The following is a 17,425-nucleotide window of genomic DNA, read 5'->3' as shown; positions in this document are numbered from 1 at the left end:
TCACGCTCTCGCCCGGCGGCGGCCGACATAGAGGATGGCGCCCAACGTCGCCAGGATCACCAGGAACGAAAACACCGTGGTCACCGTGCCAAGCGCGTAGAGCACGGGCGTCGTGACATTGGTGGTCATGCCATAGATTTCGAGCGGCAGCGTGTTGAAGGTGCCTGAGGTCATCAGCGTACGCGCGAACTCGTCGTAGGACAGCGTGAAGCCGAACAGGCCAACGCCGATCAGGCTCGGCGCGATCATCGGCAGCACGACATGGGCGAAGGTCTGCCAGGAGGTGGCGCCGAGGTCGCGTGCGGCTTCCTCGTAGGCCGGCGAGAAGCGGTTGAAGACTGCAAACATGATCAGTACGCCGAACGGCAAGGTCCAGGTCAGATGCGCGCCGAAGGCGGACGTGTACCAGGCCGGACGAAAGCCGATCTGCTGGAAGACCACGCCGATGCCCAGTGAAATGATGATCGAGGGCACGACGAGGCTGGCGACAGCCAGGTAGAACAGCGCGGTAGCGCCCCGAAATTTCTGGCGGAAGGCAAGGCCCGCCAGCAGTGACACAACGACGGTGACGATCATCACCATGACGCCCAGCACCAGCGAGCGCTTGAAGCTGCCGCCGAAATCGCCGACCGCCTGGCGCTCGAACAGATTGGCGAACCAGTGCAGCGACACACCGTTGAGCGGGAAGGTGAGGCCGCCGGTCTCGCCCTGAAAGGAGAGAATCAGGATCGCTGACAGCGGGCCGTAGAGGAACAATACGAACAGCGTGAAGAAGACCGCCAGCACGTAGAAACCGACAGTGCGTTTTTCGGGGCTCACGTCAGAGCTCCTTGCGAATGTCGACAATGCGCAGGATGCCGGCGACTATCAGCAGCACCAGCACCAGCAGCACCACCGCATTGGCGGCGGCGGCCGGATACTGCAGCAGTGACATCTGGTTCTTCATCATCAGCGCAACGGAGGCGCTCTGGCCGCCCGACATCACCTGCACGGTTGAGAAGTCGGCCATGACAAGCGTGACGACGAAGATGGTGCCGATCGCCATGCCCGGCTTGGCCAGCGGAATGATGACGTTCCACAGCACCTGCCAGCCGGACGCACCCGCGTCGCGCGCGGCCTCGACCAGCGAGCGGTCGATGCGCATCAGCGTGTTGAAGATCGGCGTCACCATGAACAGCGTGTAAAGATGAACCATGGCTAGCACGACCGCGAATTCGGAATAGAGCAACCATTCAATCGGTTTCGGCACCAGCCCCAGATGCACCAGCGTCGAGTTGATCAGCCCGTTGCGGCCGAGCACCGGAATCCATGAGATCATGCGGATGATGTTGGAGGTTAGGAAAGGCACGGTGCAGACCAGGAACAGCACCATCTGCATGGCCGTGGTGCGGATGTGGAAGGCGAGGAAATAGGCGACCCAGAAGCCGATGCACAAGGTCAGCGCCCAAACGATGGCGGCGAACTTGATGGTGTTGAGATAGGTCTTCCAGGTAACCCACGAGCCCAGAACGTCGGAATAGTTGGTGGTCAGGAAATCCGGATACATGGCGGCGAAGTCGTAATCCCAGAAGGACACGACGACGATCATGATGATGGGCAGGAGCAGGAATGCGCTGAGGATCAGCGCCAGTGGCGCCGATTGGAGATAGGGCGTGACCCCGCCGAACGCGAAGCGTCGTCGTCGGGCTGGTTTCGCGGCGGCGGCAATTGCGGGGCGGTCGAGCGCGACTGTCATTAATGCTCTCGGTGCAGGTTTGTGGTGCGGGCGCTGCGCGCCAATCCCCTTCTCCCACAAGGGGAGAAGGGGAAGAGAAGGGGCGCTGACTAGATCAAGCCGCGATGAACTCGTTCCAGCGCTTCACCATGTAGCGGTCCTCGTCCATGACCGAGTTCCAGCAGGCGACCTTGCCCATGCGCTCCTCGAACGAGCCGCCGTCACGCACCGCGCCGGCCTTCTCCATGACCGTGCCGTCCGGTGCCTTGATCTCGCCCTTGGCTGGCTTGCCTTCAATCCAGTAGCCCCATTCGTCCTCGGTCATGAATTTCTTGGCTGAGACCATGTTGGCCGAATAGTAGCCCTGGCGATTGAGATAGCCGCCGACCCAGCCCGAAGTGTACCAGTTTATGTACTCGTAAGCAGCGTCGAGCTCGGCGCCCTTGAGGTGGGCGGCAAGACCGAGGCCGCCACCCCATGAGCGGTAGCCTTCCTTGAGCGGCTGGAAGCGGCAGGCGATGCCCTTGGAGCGCACGGCGGCGACGGCGGGTGACCACATCGACTGGATGACGACTTCGCCCGACGCCATCAGATTGACGCTCTCGTCGAAGGACTTCCAGAAGGCGCGGAACTGGCCGGCCTGCTTGGCCTTGATCAGGAAGTCGATCGTCTTGTCGATCTCGTCCTTTGTCATGTTGCCCTTGTCGGCATATTTGATATTGCCCGTGGCTTCCATGATCATCGCCGCATCCATGATGCCGATGGAGGGGATGTTGAGGATTGCGGTCTTGCCCTTGAAGGCCGGGTCCATGATATCGGCCCATGTGGTGATGTCGCGGCCGACGAGGTCGGGGCGGATGCCCAGCGTGTCGGCGTTGTAGATGGTCGGCACCATGGTGAACCAGTTGGTCGGTGCCTTGGCGAAGGTCTTTGAGTCCTGCGCGTCGACATACCCGACCGTGTGCGGCGCCGTGCCCTGCGCGATGACGCTGTCGGGCGTCAGCTTGCCGGTTTTGAACAGCGGCACCAGTTCGTCGTAGTACTTCAGTTTGCTGACGTCCATCGGCTGCAGGACGCCGCTCGGGAACACCTTCTTGCAGATCCAGTATTCGATGTCGGCGATGTCGTAACTGTCGGGCTGGGTCACTGCACGTTGGGCGGCCGCGTCGGAATCTGTCGCCGTCATCTCCAGCGTGATACCGAGATCGGCCTTGCACTTGTCGGCGATGGCGTTGAGGTTCGACACGCCGGTGCCGAACTGGCGCAGCGTGATGTTGGATTGCGCCCAAATGGTCGGAAAGCCTGATATGGCACCGGAGCCGGCGGCAAGGCCGACGGCAGCGGCACCCGTCTTGAGCAGCGAGCGGCGCGAAATGCCCGCCTTGGTTTGCGTAGTGTTTGTCATCCTATTCCCCTATCTTGTTTTGCTTGGTTGACGTCATGAATGCAGGCGGCCGAGGATGATGGCATCCTCGGAACCCCAGGCGAGCGGCACGGCGTTGCCAATGGCGACTGGTTTGGCGAAGAAGTCGGAATCGTCGACGATGACGGTGAAATCGTCGATGCCGGCGCCGGTGACCGACAGCTTCACCGTGGCGCCGCGATATTCGATGTTGGAGACGATGCCCGTGAAGCCGAGACCGGGCGAGGGCGCCTCGCCGATGCGCACATGGTCGGTGCGGATGGCGATATCGATCGGCGCTCCCACGTCCCGTGGTTGGCCGCTGGCGGCAAGCGAGCCGCCGCCATTCACGTCGAAGGTGACCATGGCGCCGCGTTCGCCGGTGACCCGGCCGGAGATGACATTGTGGTCGCCCATGAAGCGGGCAACGAAGGCGGTGGCCGGCCGCTCGAAAACGTCGCGCGGCGGCGCCGCTTGTTCGATGAGGCCGTCATTCATCACCACGATCAGGTCGGCGAGTGCCATCGCCTCCTCCTGGCTGTGGGTGACGTGGACGAAAGTGATGCCGAGTGACGTCTGCAGCTTTTTCAGCTCGGCCCGCATGCGGATCTTCAGGAACGGATCGAGCGCGGAAAGCGGCTCGTCGAGCAACAGCGCCTCGGGATCGGTGATCAGCGCGCGCGCCAGCGCGACGCGCTGCTGCTGGCCGCCGGAAAGCTGTGCGGGCCGGCGCGTCGCATAGGCCTCCATCTGCATCAGCTTCAGCATGTCGAGCGCCTTGGCACGACGCTTTTCCTTGTCGATGCCCTTCATCTTGAGGCTGAAGGCGACATTGTCGATGAGGTCGAGATGCGGGAAGAGCGCATAGGACTGGAACATCATCGCCGTGCCCCGCTTGGCCGGCGGCAAGTCCGTCACCACCACGTTGCCAAGGCGGACATCGCCGCTGGAAATGCTCTCATGGCCGGCGATCATGCGCAGCGTCGAGGTCTTGCCGCAGCCGGAAGGGCCGAGCAAGCAGCAATAGGTGCCGGCCGGGATCTTGAGGCTGATGCCCTCGACGGCGGTCGTCGTTCCATAGATTTTCGAAACGGACACAATGTCGATTTCGGCGGCTTTGGACATCAGGCATCCCCGTTTGGTCGTATTAGCCAAAGCATCATGCATGCCAATCGCCATGCTGCCGACCAAGCATTTAAATTGTCGGGGAAATCGGGATTTTCGGGTGTCGCCTATCAAACGGGCGTTTTGTGCGTTGCACAAATTATGGGCGATTGTCTGCGATCTATACACAAATCGTATGCAATCTTTTTTGCCTTCGTGTCCACTTTGCCTCTCGTGCTGACGTCGAGAGTCGCGTTAGAAGGGGACGGAAAGAATTGCCGCCATGAACTTTGCCGACCAGATCTATTCCGCCACCGACAGTGCCACGCAGGATCGTGCCCAGGCGATCCGCGACCAGCTACGCGACGCCATCGTCGACCGCCGGCTGGCGCCGGGCACCAAACTGTCGGAAGGCGAGGTCGGCACGCTGTTCGACGTCTCCCGTACGGTGGCACGCGCGGCGCTGCAGATGCTGTCCTTCGAAGGGCTGGTGCGCACCGAGCGCAACCGTGGCGCCTTCGTCGCCAACCCATCGCCAGAGGAAGCGCGCCAGGTGTTCGCCTCGCGACGGCTGATCGAACCGGGCATTGCCATCGCCGCCTGCGGCCGCGTCACCGCTGCCGACATAGCTGCATTCAAGGCGCAGCTCGACGAGGAGGGCCGCTTCATTGCCGAGCGTGGGCCGAATGCGCGGCGTTCCGAAATCAGGGCGTCGGGCGATTTCCACTTGCTGCTCGCCGCCGTCGCCGGCAATGCCATCCTGCAGCGCTTCATGGAGGAGCTGGTGGCGCGCTCGTCACTGGTCATCGCGCTCTACGGGCGGTCTGGCATATCCGCCTGTGGGCACAGCGAACACACGGAAATTGTCGGCGCGCTGGGGAGCGGAGATTGCGGGCGGGCGAGCCTGCTGATGCTGCACCACCTCGATCATATCGAGGCCGATCTGGATTTGCGCGTCAGGGCCAGCCCGGCGCTGAGGGAAGCCCTCGACTTCTGAGAGCTAGCTGTCGTCTTCGCCGGCAGTGGATGCCGCCTGTCCCGCCGCCTTGCGGCGCAGCATCTTGGTCAGCTTCCAGATCGTCGGGCTGTTCTTGATGAAGGCTTTCAGCCGCGCGCCTTGCCTGAGCATCAGCGCCAGCACGCGGCCCTTCAGGGTCAGTGGTATCAGCACTTCGAAATGTTGGGTCTCCATATCGCACCACAGCCGCTTGTAGGCCTCGTCGCCGACGGAAAAATCATAGACCTCGAAGCCGGTCGCGCAGGCTTCCTGGATGTTGTCGAAGAACAGGAAGTCGCCGGGGCTGGTATGGCCGAGGTCGTCGTCGGCAATCGCGCCGAACTCGCAGATCAGGCGCTTACCCGAGCGGCTCGATCCGGTGACGGCGCGCAGCTTGCCGGCAACCTCTAGCCCGTGCAGCACGAAAGAAGGTTTGTCCTCGGCAAGCGCTTGCACGAACAGCGCTCGAAAGAAGCTGCGCACCAACTCGTCGCCGAAGACGTTGGTGATGCCCATCTTGCGGAAACGGAATTCCTTCATCTCGAAAAAGCCATCGAGCAGCCTTGCGACCTCGTCGGCCGTGCGCGCCTCGATCCGGCGATGGCTGCCGACGGCTTCGAATTTCCGGATCTGCGAACGGTGCTTCTTGCGTTTGCGTTTGCCGCTGGCGCGAGAAAGCAGCGCATCGAAGCCTCCGACAAGGTCGACGGCCAGCGACAGATTGGGGCTGGCAAAATGGTCAAGTGAGGCGAAGGGATTGGCGACGCCGTCCAGATTGGGCAGCAATCGTTCCAACGCGACGAGATCGATGTCCGGACGTTCCTTGGCGATGGCCGCCAGCATCGATCGGACGGCCCGGATATCCGCTTTGGCCAGCCAGCCAGGGTCCGCGGCGACGAAGTTGCCATTGGCGTGGCGACCTCCCATGAAGCGGGCGACGCGGAACGGACCGCTGGCGGTGACCTCCAGCGCCAGCGAAAAAACCGGCTTGCCGTCGGCGCTCAATGTCGCGACGAGCAAATCCGGCCTGACCTGTGCAGCCCAGTTCAAGACCCAGCCAGCACTTTGCGCCGGCGCAAACAGGGCCGAGCGGCAGAACTCGGCATAGGCCGCGAGCCCGTCCGCCGACACCACTGAAATGAACAGGCCGGCATGGTCCTGCGGCAAGGCGCGCGGCGACGCCTCGGTCGCCGCAAGCCGATTGCCGTCAAATGACGCGGTTGCGTCAACCATACCTCAATCCTTAGGGCATATTGATCGCGATTTGGGGCTTCGCGCAGGCGCGTTCCGTGCTTGGATCAGCCTAGGCGCAAAAGGTGAATGAATGATCGACGGCGGGGAGGCAATCCGGAAACTGGCGCTGAACGTCGCCCGCTATACCGGCCTTGCACCGCTGGCCAAGCCGTTCATCGGCGGCATTGGCGCCATACTGATGCTGCACCGCGTCACCGCGACGCCGGAAAAGCCGCACAGCGTCAACCGCCATTTGAACATAGCACCCGGCTTCCTCGATGCCATGATCGCCGACATGAAGGCGAGCGGCTATGCCTTCGTCGCCATGGACGAAGCCGTCGAGCGCATCAAGGTGGGCGGCAAAGGTGGCCAGTTCGCCACCATCACCGCCGACGACGCCTATCGCGACAACATGACCGAGGCGCTGCCGTTGCTGGAGAAGCACGGTGCACCGATCACCATCTATGTCGCGCCCGGGCTTATCAACGGCACCGCCGACCTGTGGTGGGATGTGGTCGAGGACATCGTCAACGCGCGCGACAGCCTCACTCTGACGCGACCGAACGGTCCATTGACGATCGATTGCTCGACACCTGCGAAGAAACTGCAGGCCAATGCACGCCTGCATGCCTATCTAACCTCCGAAGTCCGCGAGGAGAATCTGCAAGCGGTGCTGCGCGAACTGGCTCGCTCAAATGGCGTTGACGCCGACGGCCCGCGCTTGCGGACATTGATGAACTGGGACGAAATCCGCAGCATCGCCGCGCATCCGCTGGTGACGATCGGCGCTCATACGATCAACCACAGCAATCTGAAGCGGCTTTCAGAAGCCGACGCCCGTCAGGAGACCGGCGCCGTGCGCGCCATGTTGCAGGCGGAGCTGGGCGAAAAGCCCGGCCATTTCGCCTACCCCTATGGCTATGCAAGTGCTGTTGGCTGCCGCGAAGTCCGCTTTGCCCGCGACTCGGGCTATGCATCCGCTGTAACGACGCGCCACGGTGTGCTGCGCGCCGAACATGCCGGTTTCCTGCATGCCTTGCCGCGCATTTCAGTCAACGGCCGCTACCAGAGCCTCGCCCATATCCGCACCATGCTGTCGGGCGTGACGACGCCGCTCGCTAACGCCGGCAAGATGCTCGTTACGATTTGATGGCGGCGGGGCCCGGATTCCGCTTAGCGCTTCGCCCGCGGCTCCAGCATCAGCCATTTGATGATGCCCATTGCCGGCAGCACCCAGAGCAGGCCGCTGAGCAGGAAGAACAGGAAATGCACCCACGGGCCCGACTCCGACAGCTGGGCGACCGCGAAGATCGATGCGACGAGCGCATAGATGATGACCAGCGCGATCAGCAGGAACATTCCGATCAGCTTTTTCAGGCGCAGGGGCATGGTTGGTCTCCTGGTCGAGGATGCCGGCAACTCGGACAGGGGACCACCGGGCAAACTCAGAGTGTTGGCCTCGCATAGGCCTTGGCGCGAAGCTGTGCAACCGATGAGACGCGGCGCGACGGCGTGCCGCGCTGCATGGCCTTGCCAGCGCGGGTGCGATGGTCCACCAATCCGCCAAACCAACCTGCCGGGACAAGACCATGGCTGCCATATCAGCTGCCGCACCATTTGTGGCCCGCGACCGCGACCTGCGCAACCGGGCGCTGTTGCGCGGCTGGCTCTATATGGTGGTGCTGGTGCTGTTTGCGTTGGTGTTGGTCGGCGGCGCCACCAGGCTTACCGAGTCCGGCCTGTCGATCACGCAGTGGAAGCCTATCCATGGCGTGATCCCGCCGCTCAACGACGCCGAGTGGCAAGAGGAATTCCAGCTCTATCAGCAGATCCCGCAATATGCCGAGCTCAACAAGGGCATGAGCATCGAGGCGTTCAAGTCGATCTTTTGGTGGGAATGGGCGCACCGCATCCTGGCGCGTAGCGTCGGCCTGGTCTTTGCCTTGCCGTTGCTGTTCTTCTGGGCGACACGCCGCATCGAGCACGGTCTGGGGCTGAAACTCGTGGGCATCCTTTTGCTCGGCGGCCTGCAGGGCGCCATAGGCTGGTGGATGGTGGCCTCCGGCCTGGTCGATCGGGTCTCCGTCAGTCAGTACCGGCTGGCGACCCACCTGACACTCGCCGCACTGATCTTCACCGCGACCATGGTCGTGGCACGCGGGCTGGCGCCGCATTCCGAGCCTGCCGCCGATCGGTCGACGCAGAGGCTGGCCGGTTTCATCGTGCTTCTGGCGCTGGTCCAGATCTATCTCGGCGGCCTGGTCGCTGGGCTCGACGCGGGCCTGAGCTACAACACCTGGCCGCTGATGGACGGCAAGATCATCCCGGGCGATCTCTTGCTGCTCGAGCCGGCGTGGCGCAACTTCTTCGAAAGTCCGAAGACGGTGCAATTCGTCCACCGGCTCGGCGCCTATACGGTGTTCATCGTGGCCTTGTGGCACATGATCGCCACGCGCCGGCGGCTGCCAGGCTCAACGCACGCTCGCCGTGCGACGCTGCTGTTTCTGCTGGTGCTGGTGCAGGCCTCGATCGGCATCGGCACGCTGCTGATGCATGTGCCGCTGCACATGGCGCTGACGCATCAGGGTTTTGCACTCATCGTGCTGGGCTTTGCCGCGGCGCATTGGCGCGGCACCAAGGGCGCCTATCCCTTGCCGCACGAAATCGCGCTCAGGAGCTGATCCCAGGAAAAGTGTGAAACGGTTTTCCCGGGAACGCGCATAGCGCTTTCCCTTAGGGAATTGCGTCACAACAAAAAGATGGATCGGCCAGTTACATCCAGAATTCGTTTGAAGATGTCGTCTTCTCGCCGTCGAATTCCGCCTGACGCAACGCGGCGGCTGATGGCGCGGATTGGCCCTGATCGGCCTTGGCAGCCTTGTCGGCGGCCTTGAGTGCATCAAGTCTGGCTTGGGCCACGGCGATATCTTGCTGCACATGCGCGGCCTTGACCTGATCCGTGATCGCCTTGGCCTGATCTTCCAGATCCTGGATCTGCTTCTCGAGCGCGGCCTCCTGGGCTGCATTGCTCGACGAGCTGGACGAGGAATACTGGGTTACCTGGGAGGGCCCCGAAATCGCGCTGACCATGACAAATCCCAGAATGGAGCCGGGACCAGTCAGTAGCCCATCGTGGTGAACAGGCGGTTACTTGCGCTGCCCTTGCATAGTTCATTCGCCGTTCAGAAGATGCGCCTGCTTGTCAAAACGGCATCTGTCCCAGCTAGCACTTCGACCCTTCGATATCTGTGCGTTGGTTCCAATTTTTGATGAAAGCCAAATGCACAACGTTTAAGTTGCGGAGTTCCGGAGTGAGAAGGGCCACAGTGATCCAATGTCGAAACTCAAGCAGCCGATCTCGCTAAATACGGCGTTCAACGACTACACCATAGACGAGCAGATAGGTGAAGGTGGCGCCGGTCGTGTCTACGCCGGGAAAGATAATGCTGGCGAATCGGTAGCAGTAAAAGTTCTTACTCAATCCTCATCGGACAAAAGAAGAAGATTTAAAAACGAAATTGCTTTCCTGATGCGAAATAAGCATAAAAATATAGTAACCGTAATCGATTTTGGAATTGCTGCTACAGAAAAGTTCAATGGTCCATTTTACGTGATGCGTCTATATAGCGGTAGCCTTCGCGACGAATTAAGCAAAGGCATTCAACCCAGCAACGTATTAAAACTATTTTCCCAAATTTTAGATGGCGTCGAAGCGGCGCATCTTCTCGGAGTAACACATCGCGATTTGAAACCAGAAAACATACTATTCGACAACAGAACGGATGTCCCAGCTATTGCAGATTTTGGCATTGCAAACTTTTCAGAAGATACCTTGGCCACGATGGTAGAGACTGGGCCAACTCAACGGATGGCAAATTTCATTTACGCTGCACCCGAGCAGCGCGGTTTTGGCAAGAAAGTCCTACCATCTGCCGATATCTACGCGTTGGGCCTAATGTTGAATGAGATGTTTACCGGCAGCGTACCCCATGGGACCGACTACAGCTCTATAGAAGGTATTGCGACAGAATTCGCATACTTGGACCGTGTTGTGGCAAGTATGATAAAGCAAAATCCTAGTGACAGGCCGGAATCCATAGCGGCGATTAAGATGCTTGTTCAGAAGTATCATGCCGAGTCGGTTTCGTTGCAGAAACTGAGCGCGATCACAAATACCGTGGTGAAAATGGGAGAGATCGATGATCCTCTCGCCCATGAGCCACCAAAGTTAATTGGTGCAAATTGGGATGACGGGATACTCCGGCTGACGCTTGATCGTCCTGTAACGCCAGAATGGATTGAGGCGCTTAACAATATGGGAAGTTATAGCTCGATTATGGGGGTAGAACCTCATTCGTTTCGGTTCATAGGGGCGGAAGCGTCCGCTTCAGTTCCAGAGCACTCTGCCCAAGCTGCAATAGATCATTTTAAACAGTGGCTTCCGAGAACGACCCTTATTTTGAGGGAGCGGCTTACAGCGAAGGCGCGCCAAAAGGAAATGCAGCAGATCGAACAACTTAAGCGAGAAAGGGAGGCGGAAGAAAGGCGCCTCCGCGTCAACGGGAGTTTAAGAATATAAACCCGGTGTGAAGGTGACCTAGGTCAGCCCGAGCATCAAGTCCATGTTCTGGACGGCGGCACCCGAGGCACCCTTGCCGAGATTGTCATAGACCGCCAGCAGCAGGGCCTGCGCGCGTTTGTCGTTGGCAAAGACGTAGACCTTCATCCGGTTGGTGCCATTGTAGACCTCCGGATCGATCTCCGGCATGCGCTCCGAATGCGCATAGGGCGCCACCTCGACCACGCCGCCCTTGATGGCAGCGAAATGGTCGGCAATCGCCGCATGCAGCTCCGCACCCGTCGGCACATGGTCGAGACCGCCCAGTTGCAATGGCACGACCGTGATCATGCCTTGCGCGAAATTGCCGACCGCCGGCTGCATGATCGGATCATGCGATAGCTTGGCATAGGCCCTGAGTTCCGGCACGTGCTTGTGCTGCAAGGTGAGGCCGTAAGGGAGGAATTCCGAGGCGTCCTCGCCCTTGGCGACATAGTCCTCGATCATCGGCCGTCCGCCGCCCGAATAGCCCGAAATACCGTTGACGGTGATCGGGAAATCGGCGGGTAGCAGGCCGGCGGTGACCAGCGGCCGCAGCGTGGCGATCGGTCCCTGCGGCCAGCAGCCGGGGTTGGCAACGCGTTTTGCCGAGGCAATTGTCTTCGCCTGCGTCTTGTCCATCTCGGCGAAACCATACGCCCAGCCTTCCGCCACGCGATGCGCGGTCGACGCATCGATGACCTTGGTGGTGTCGTTGGCGATAAGCGACACGCTCTCCTTCGCCGCATCGTCGGGCAGGCACAGGATCGCGACATCGGCGGCATTGAGGAACTCGGCGCGCGCAGCTGTTTCCTTGCGACGCTCGGCGGGAACCGAGATGATTTCCAGGTCGCCGCGCTCGGCAAGCAGCGCCCGGATCTGCAGACCGGTAGTGCCGTGTTCGCCGTCGATGAAGATTTTCGGTTTCATGGACTGATCAAATTCCCTGTTAATTCAGGACTATATGTCCTGTCCTTGATTCACTGCGGCACCCTGGTGGCTGCCGTTGTTGCTCAGCTCTTCGAGCCGTGCCTTTCGCTCCGCCAGCAGGCCGAGATATTGCATGGCCACCATCGAGCCGGCGATCGCCGTTATATCGGCGTGATCATAGGCCGGCGCAACCTCTACGACATCGGCGCCGACAATGTCGATCTGGTTGAGCTGACGCAGCGTCGAAAGGATCTTCGCCGAGGACGGTCCGCCGGCTACCGGCGTGCCTGTTCCCGGCGCATAGGCCGGATCGAGGCAGTCGATGTCGAAGGTGAGATAGGTCTTCTTGCCGCCGGTGCGGTCGACGATGGCGTAGGCGATATCGGATGCCCGCATTTCCTCGATTTCATGGCCGTGGAGGATCTTGATGCCGAACGTGTCGGGCGCGTGGGTGCGGATCCCGATCTGGATCGAGCGATCTGGATCGATGATGCCCTCCTTGACGGCGCGGCCGACGAAGGATCCGTGGTCGATGCGCTTGCCATCATCCGGCCAGGTGTCCTGATGCGCGTCGAACTGCACCAGGGCGAGGGGACCGTGGATGGCGGCATGCGCCTTGAGCAATGGCCAGGTGACGAAATGGTCGCCGCCGAGCGTCAGCAGGAAGGCGCCTGATTTGAGTATCTTCGCCGCCTCACGCTCGATCGTGCCGGGCGTCTTCTGGTGGTTGCCTGAGTCGAGCAGGCAATCGCCATAGTCGACGACCGCCAGATGCTCGAATAGATCACGTGAAAACGGGTATTGCGGGTCGTTGTCGAGGATCGCCGAGGCGCGGCGTATAGCCTGCGGCCCGAAACGAGCGCCAGGCCGGTTGGTCACGGCGGCGTCGAACGGAATGCCCCACACCACCGCGTCAGCGCCCTTCACGTCCTTGGTGTATTTACGCCGCATGAACGACAGCGCGCCGGAATAGGTCGGCTCGAACGCGGCGCCCATTTTGGAACGGGCGGTGAAGGCGTTGTCGATGTTGTTGTTCGCCATTGCGGATCCTCGTTTTCATCGGGGTGCAACAACTACAGAAGCGGCAGGGAAGATACCAGTCACAGCTTGGCGAGACGGAATGGTGCTGCGCGAGTGCCACTCCAAGGCAGGATTTGTCGCCTTGCGGGCCTGATTTCAGCATGATTCCATTGCAGGGGCGCGACAGGTCCTCGCCAGGACCGACTGGACCCTCGCCGAGATCGTGATGAGGGCGGTTATCGTGCTTTTCGTCTGCCTGGCGGGCGACAATGATTTCGGTATCGCGGCACCGCTGGGTCACCTCGATCGAGGGGTTGCCCGCAAAGGTCGTCATGGCCGACGCGGCCTACGATGCCAAATACCCGATCGACAAGTGTCCACTCATCCTAGGGCCTGCATCAGTTCGTTGATAATGTCCTGAGGATGCTCAAGTCCCACGGACATTCGTAGCAATCCGGCTGGCGCCTTGGCGCATCGATGATTTCCTCGCTACGGCGCAGTTGCAAATTCGCGTCGGTCATTATATTGACCGCAATAGATGAGCCGAGGCACTAAGTCAATATAATGACCGATGTTACGACAGCGATGGATTCCGAGCAGATGCTTGGCAAAGCGATAGCGGTTCGAATCCGAGACTTGAGGCGCGACCAAAATCTGACCCTGGATCGACTGGCAAAACTGAGCGGGTTGTCCAAGGGAACCGTCGTCTCGCTTGAGCAAGGCAAGGCGAACCCCAGTATCGGCATACTTTGCCGACTGGCGGCGGCGTTTTCGCTCTCCGTGGCCGATTTGCTGAATGACGATCCTTCCACAGTTCGCCTTCCCATTGAGCGGACAGAGACGAGGACGCTTTGGACAAGCGCCAAAGGAAGCTTTGCACAACTTCATTCATCGACCTCGGGACGCACGATGTTCGAATTGTGGAGCTGGGTCATTATGCCGGGCGACGTGTTTTCCGCAGATGCTCATAGTCCGGATACGCGCGAGCTGATCTCGGTGACTCAGGGGTCCCTGAGTGTCCTGGTGGGTACCCATGCAGTAATTTTGAGCCAGGGCGAGAGTGCGCGGCTTGTCACTGATCAACCGCACACATACGCGGCGGTATCTGATGTGCCCGCCCACTTCTCGATGGCCGTCCTTGAGCGTGGTGGACAGCGAGATGCGGGGCGCTCGTCGACCGCAACGAAGATGCCCGGGCCCGTTCCGTAAGATTTCGCCGATCACTAACAGCCGCCACTCACGACAGGAGAAATACCGTTGTACGTTCCGCCCCATTTTGCCGTTCCCGATCAGAACGCCCAGTTCGACCTTATCGAGAGACACCCGCTCGGTATCCTGGTCACCCAAAGCAAAGGCATCCTCGACGCGAACCACGTCCCCTTTGAGCTCGACCGCTCGAAGGGAGACAAGGGCGTCCTCAATTGTCATGTTGCCCGCAAGAATCCAGTCTGGCAGGAAGTCGCCAATGGCGATGAAGTCCTCGTTATCTTCCGTGCGGCCGACGCTTACATCTCGCCGAACTGGTATCCAAGCAAGCACGAACTCCACAAGCAGGTGCCGACGTGGAACTATCTCGTCGTCCACGCCCACGGACGCATCACTGTCCGGGATGATGAGCGATATGTACGCCGTAACGTGGCGAAGCTCACTCATATACAAGAAGCCTCGCAGCTTGCCCCGTGGAAGATGGGCGACGCGCCGAGGGACTTCATAGACACGATGGTTAAGGCGATCGTCGCCCTGGAGATCGAGATCACCGGCCTGGTTGGGAAATCAAAACTCAGCCAGAACAAAGAGGTGCGCGATATTCAGAACGCTGGTGAAATGCTGAATGCCCAAGGCGTCAATGGGATAGGAGAAGCGATGCTCGCGGCTGCGGCGGCCAAATCCCAATAGCATCAGTCTTGTCCCGACAGGTGGCCCTGAGAGACAAATGCTTCGGCTCGCGGGGAACGCGACCTGCATTCGTCGTCATGGCCGACGCGGGCTAAGATGCCGATCTGTTGCGCCGCAAATACCCGATCGACAAGCGCCGCTATGCCCAACGTCACCTGATCGAATGTCGCTTTTCCCAGGCTCAAGCAGTTCCTACGCCCTCGCCACACAATTCGAGAAACTATCTTGCCGTCACATCGCGGCAACCGTCCTCTGGATTCAGACAAGTGTCCACGCATCCTAGCCGGCTGCGTTCACCTCCCTGTCACGGGCATCGCTTATCTCGATTTCGTCCCGGCAAGGAGCGATTCTCGATGCGGACCATCTGGCTCAGCCTATTCTTTTCCTCGGCACTTGCGGTCTTCTCTGGCCAGTCGTTGGCCGGTGAGACCCGCGCCAGCCAGATTCTCGACCGCTTCGACCATGCCAACCAGTGGCGCGACCACGTGATGGTGGCCGCGCATCGCGCCGGCAGCATGCAGGCCGGCAAGACGCTTTATGCGGAAAACTCGATTGCCGCGGTCGAAGGCTCGATCGCCATGGGCGCTGAGATCGTCGAGGTCGACATCCGGCGTTCGAAGGATGGTGAGTTCGTCGTCATGCATGACAGCTGGCTTGATCGCACCACGACCTGCAAGGGCGAGGTGGTCAAATACACGCTGGCGGAACTCAGGACCTGTAGGCTGGTGATCGAAGGTACCCGCATCGTTACCGATGAGACGGTCTCGACGCTGCGCGAGATGCTGACGGCAACGCGAGACAGGATTCTCATCAATCTCGATAACAAGCTCGACGTCGGCGATCTCTCGGGCATGATCGCTGTCGCTCGCGATCTCGGCATGGCCGAGCAGGTCATCGTCAAGGAGAACCTGTGGAACCAGAACAGGATTTCCACGGTCAAGGCCGCCATGAGCGCCATCAACGGCGGCTTTCAGTTCATGCCGATCATCGCCGACGACGCGGTGCATAATGCCGGTTTCGCCGAAACGGTCGACCGTGCCTTGTCGCCGCGCGCGATCGAACTGATCAACTGGCGGGCGGGCGCTGAGACGCTGACCGAGACCGGCGGGCCGCTATTCAGCACGCGAATGCGCGCGGCTGCCGTACGTGGCAACTGGCACATCTGGGCCGACACCTACGCCATCGTCAACAAGCCGGGCGGCTTCCTTGCCGGCGGCCGCGGCGATGAACTGGCAGTCCAGGCCAGCCTGCCGCGCGAAGCCTGGGGCTTCTGGGCCGATCGCGGCGCCACTATCATCCAGACCGATGAGCCGAAGGCAGCCATCGGCTGGCTGGCGGCGAACGGTTTTCGCGTGCCTTATGCCATCGAGGCGCGGCCGGTTGAGCCGGCGAACACGGCGAGTATCAATTAGTTAGGAACGCTGGCGCCGCACCCCACCCGGCGCTCCGCGCCGACCTCCCCATCGAGGGAGGTAGAAGGTCACGGCAGATTCCCACCCATCGAGTGTCTCGCAAGGCCTGGCAAGTGCTGGAGCGCGCCACCCTACCTCCCCTTGATGGGGAGGTCGGCGCGAAGCGCCGGGTGGGTGACTGCCGAGCCCTAACTGGAAGGCCTTGCTCCCCAGTGGGTCCCACCCTCAAGCAGCCATCGCTATGCCATCCAATTCGCTCAGCACGTTGTCCGAAAGCACCAGTTCGCCAGCCGCTAGGTTCTCCCTGAGATGCCCGACAGACGATGTGCCGGGGATCAGCAGGATATTGGGGGCGCGACGCAGCAGCCAGGCGAGCGCGACCTGCATCGAGGTGGCGCCGAGGCGCTGGGCCACATCGGACAGCGTCGACGACTGCAGCGGGTTGAAGCCGCCGAGCGGAAAGAACGGTACATAGGCGATGCCGTCGCGGGCGAGGTCGTCGATCAGGGAGTCGTCGCCGCGATGCGCCAGATTGTACTGGTTCTGCACACAGACGATCTCGGCGATCCGGCGTCCTTGCGCGATCTGCGCAGCCGTCACGTTGCTCAGTCCGATATGCCTGACCAAGCCCTTTCGTTGAAGCTCGGCCAGCACGGTGAGCGGCGCTTCGATCGACCCTTCGGCGGGGCCATGGGTGTCGAACATGACGCGCAAATTGACCACGTCGAGCACTTCGAGCCCGAGATTGCTTAGATTGTCGTGTACCGCCTGGGTCAGGGCTTCGCGAGAAAAGGCCGGCAGCCATGAACCATCCGCACCGCGGCGTGCGCCGATCTTGGTGACGATGACGAGATCGTCGGGGTAGGGTGCCAGCGCCTCGCGGATCAGCCGGTTGGTGACGTGCGGACCATAGAAGTCGCTGGTGTCGATGTGGTCGACGCCTTGTGCAACCGCTTCGCGCAGCACGGCCAATGCCGCGTCATGATCCTTGGGCGGCCCGAACACGCCGGGTCCGGCGAGCTGCATGGCGCCGTAGCCGAGCCGCTTCACGGTATGGCTGCCAAGGGTGAAAGTGCCGGCCTGTTGAATATCGGACATGATTGATCTCCTTTGATGAGGC

General features: G+C 60.9%; 16 protein-coding genes and 1 pseudogene. 7 read left to right on the top strand and 10 right to left on the bottom strand.

Features of this window, described 5'->3' with window-relative positions:
• From X744_RS154085 to X744_RS154100, 4 genes and pseudogenes are all read right to left on the bottom strand, one after another.
• The gene (locus tag X744_RS154085) at positions 1-819 is read right to left on the bottom strand and encodes an ABC transporter permease (protein ID WP_023759873.1); all 819 of its coding nucleotides are present in this window, start codon (positions 817-819) and stop codon (positions 1-3) included.
• A gap of 1 nt (position 820) precedes the next feature.
• Positions 821-1,657 (bottom strand): annotated as a pseudogene (locus tag X744_RS154090) (ABC transporter permease); the annotation flags it as partial.
• A 172-nt stretch (positions 1,658-1,829) separates the two neighbouring features.
• Entirely contained in the window at positions 1,830-3,119 is a 1,290-nt protein-coding gene (locus X744_RS154095; RefSeq protein ID WP_023759871.1) for a PotD/PotF family extracellular solute-binding protein, read from the bottom strand.
• A 33-nt stretch (positions 3,120-3,152) separates the two neighbouring features.
• A complete protein-coding gene (locus X744_RS154100) occupies positions 3,153-4,241 on the bottom strand; it encodes an ABC transporter ATP-binding protein (protein WP_023759870.1) in 1,089 nt (362 codons plus the stop codon).
• A gap of 262 nt (positions 4,242-4,503) precedes the next feature.
• Between X744_RS154100 and X744_RS154105 the strand changes: the two genes are divergently transcribed.
• Complete coding sequence (locus X744_RS154105) at positions 4,504-5,217, top strand: GntR family transcriptional regulator (protein ID WP_023759869.1); 714 nt, start codon at positions 4,504-4,506, stop codon at positions 5,215-5,217.
• 3 nt (positions 5,218-5,220) lie between these two features.
• Here X744_RS154105 and X744_RS154110 read toward each other — a convergent pair whose 3' ends face one another.
• Positions 5,221-6,450, bottom strand: a complete 1,230-nt coding sequence (locus tag X744_RS154110) for a GNAT family N-acetyltransferase (RefSeq protein WP_023759868.1) — start codon at positions 6,448-6,450, stop codon at positions 5,221-5,223.
• A gap of 91 nt (positions 6,451-6,541) precedes the next feature.
• Here X744_RS154110 and X744_RS154115 point away from each other — a divergent pair, with 91 nt between their 5' ends.
• On the top strand, positions 6,542-7,600 hold the full coding sequence (locus X744_RS154115) for a polysaccharide deacetylase family protein (protein WP_023759867.1): 1,059 nt from the start codon (positions 6,542-6,544) through the stop codon (positions 7,598-7,600).
• Positions 7,601-7,623: 23 nt separating this feature from the next.
• Here X744_RS154115 and X744_RS154120 read toward each other — a convergent pair whose 3' ends face one another.
• Positions 7,624-7,839 carry a DUF2842 domain-containing protein gene (locus X744_RS154120; protein WP_023759866.1) on the bottom strand — a complete coding sequence of 72 codons (216 nt, stop codon included), beginning with the start codon at positions 7,837-7,839 and terminating at the stop codon, positions 7,624-7,626.
• Between the two features lie 200 nt (positions 7,840-8,039).
• Here X744_RS154120 and X744_RS154125 point away from each other — a divergent pair, with 200 nt between their 5' ends.
• Positions 8,040-9,131: a COX15/CtaA family protein gene (locus X744_RS154125; RefSeq protein ID WP_023759864.1), complete on the top strand. Its 1,092-nt coding sequence runs from the start codon at positions 8,040-8,042 to the stop codon at positions 9,129-9,131.
• A 91-nt stretch (positions 9,132-9,222) separates the two neighbouring features.
• Here X744_RS154125 and X744_RS154130 read toward each other — a convergent pair whose 3' ends face one another.
• Positions 9,223-9,540: a hypothetical protein gene (locus tag X744_RS154130; RefSeq protein WP_023759863.1), complete on the bottom strand. Its 318-nt coding sequence runs from the start codon at positions 9,538-9,540 to the stop codon at positions 9,223-9,225.
• Positions 9,541-9,784: 244 nt separating this feature from the next.
• Here X744_RS154130 and X744_RS154135 point away from each other — a divergent pair, with 244 nt between their 5' ends.
• Entirely contained in the window at positions 9,785-11,029 is a 1,245-nt protein-coding gene (locus tag X744_RS154135; RefSeq protein WP_023759862.1) for a serine/threonine-protein kinase, read from the top strand.
• 18 nt (positions 11,030-11,047) lie between these two features.
• Here X744_RS154135 and argC read toward each other — a convergent pair whose 3' ends face one another.
• A complete protein-coding gene (argC, locus tag X744_RS154140) occupies positions 11,048-11,977 on the bottom strand; it encodes an N-acetyl-gamma-glutamyl-phosphate reductase (protein WP_023759861.1) in 930 nt (309 codons plus the stop codon).
• A 30-nt stretch (positions 11,978-12,007) separates the two neighbouring features.
• Positions 12,008-13,018 (bottom strand): agmatinase, encoded by a 1,011-nt coding sequence (speB, locus tag X744_RS154145; RefSeq protein WP_023759860.1) that lies wholly within the window; start codon positions 13,016-13,018, stop codon positions 12,008-12,010.
• Positions 13,019-13,561: 543 nt separating this feature from the next.
• On the opposite strand from speB, the gene X744_RS154150 reads away from it, so the two are divergent.
• From X744_RS154150 to X744_RS154160, 3 genes are all read left to right on the top strand, one after another.
• Entirely contained in the window at positions 13,562-14,206 is a 645-nt protein-coding gene (locus X744_RS154150; protein ID WP_023759859.1) for an XRE family transcriptional regulator, read from the top strand.
• A gap of 48 nt (positions 14,207-14,254) precedes the next feature.
• Positions 14,255-14,893 (top strand): FMN-binding negative transcriptional regulator, encoded by a 639-nt coding sequence (locus tag X744_RS154155; RefSeq protein ID WP_023759858.1) that lies wholly within the window; start codon positions 14,255-14,257, stop codon positions 14,891-14,893.
• 353 nt (positions 14,894-15,246) lie between these two features.
• A complete protein-coding gene (locus X744_RS154160; protein WP_023759857.1) occupies positions 15,247-16,305 on the top strand; it encodes a glycerophosphodiester phosphodiesterase family protein in 1,059 nt (352 codons plus the stop codon).
• 225 nt (positions 16,306-16,530) lie between these two features.
• Here X744_RS154160 and X744_RS154165 read toward each other — a convergent pair whose 3' ends face one another.
• Positions 16,531-17,403 carry an aldo/keto reductase family oxidoreductase gene (locus X744_RS154165; protein WP_023759856.1) on the bottom strand — a complete coding sequence of 291 codons (873 nt, stop codon included), beginning with the start codon at positions 17,401-17,403 and terminating at the stop codon, positions 16,531-16,533.
• Between the last annotated feature and the right edge of the window lie 22 nt (positions 17,404-17,425).

The organism is Mesorhizobium sp. LNHC252B00 (assembly GCF_000502955.1).
Taxonomy (GTDB): Bacteria; Pseudomonadota; Alphaproteobacteria; order Rhizobiales; family Rhizobiaceae; genus Mesorhizobium.
This window is presented reverse-complemented; position numbering and strand designations above follow the sequence as displayed.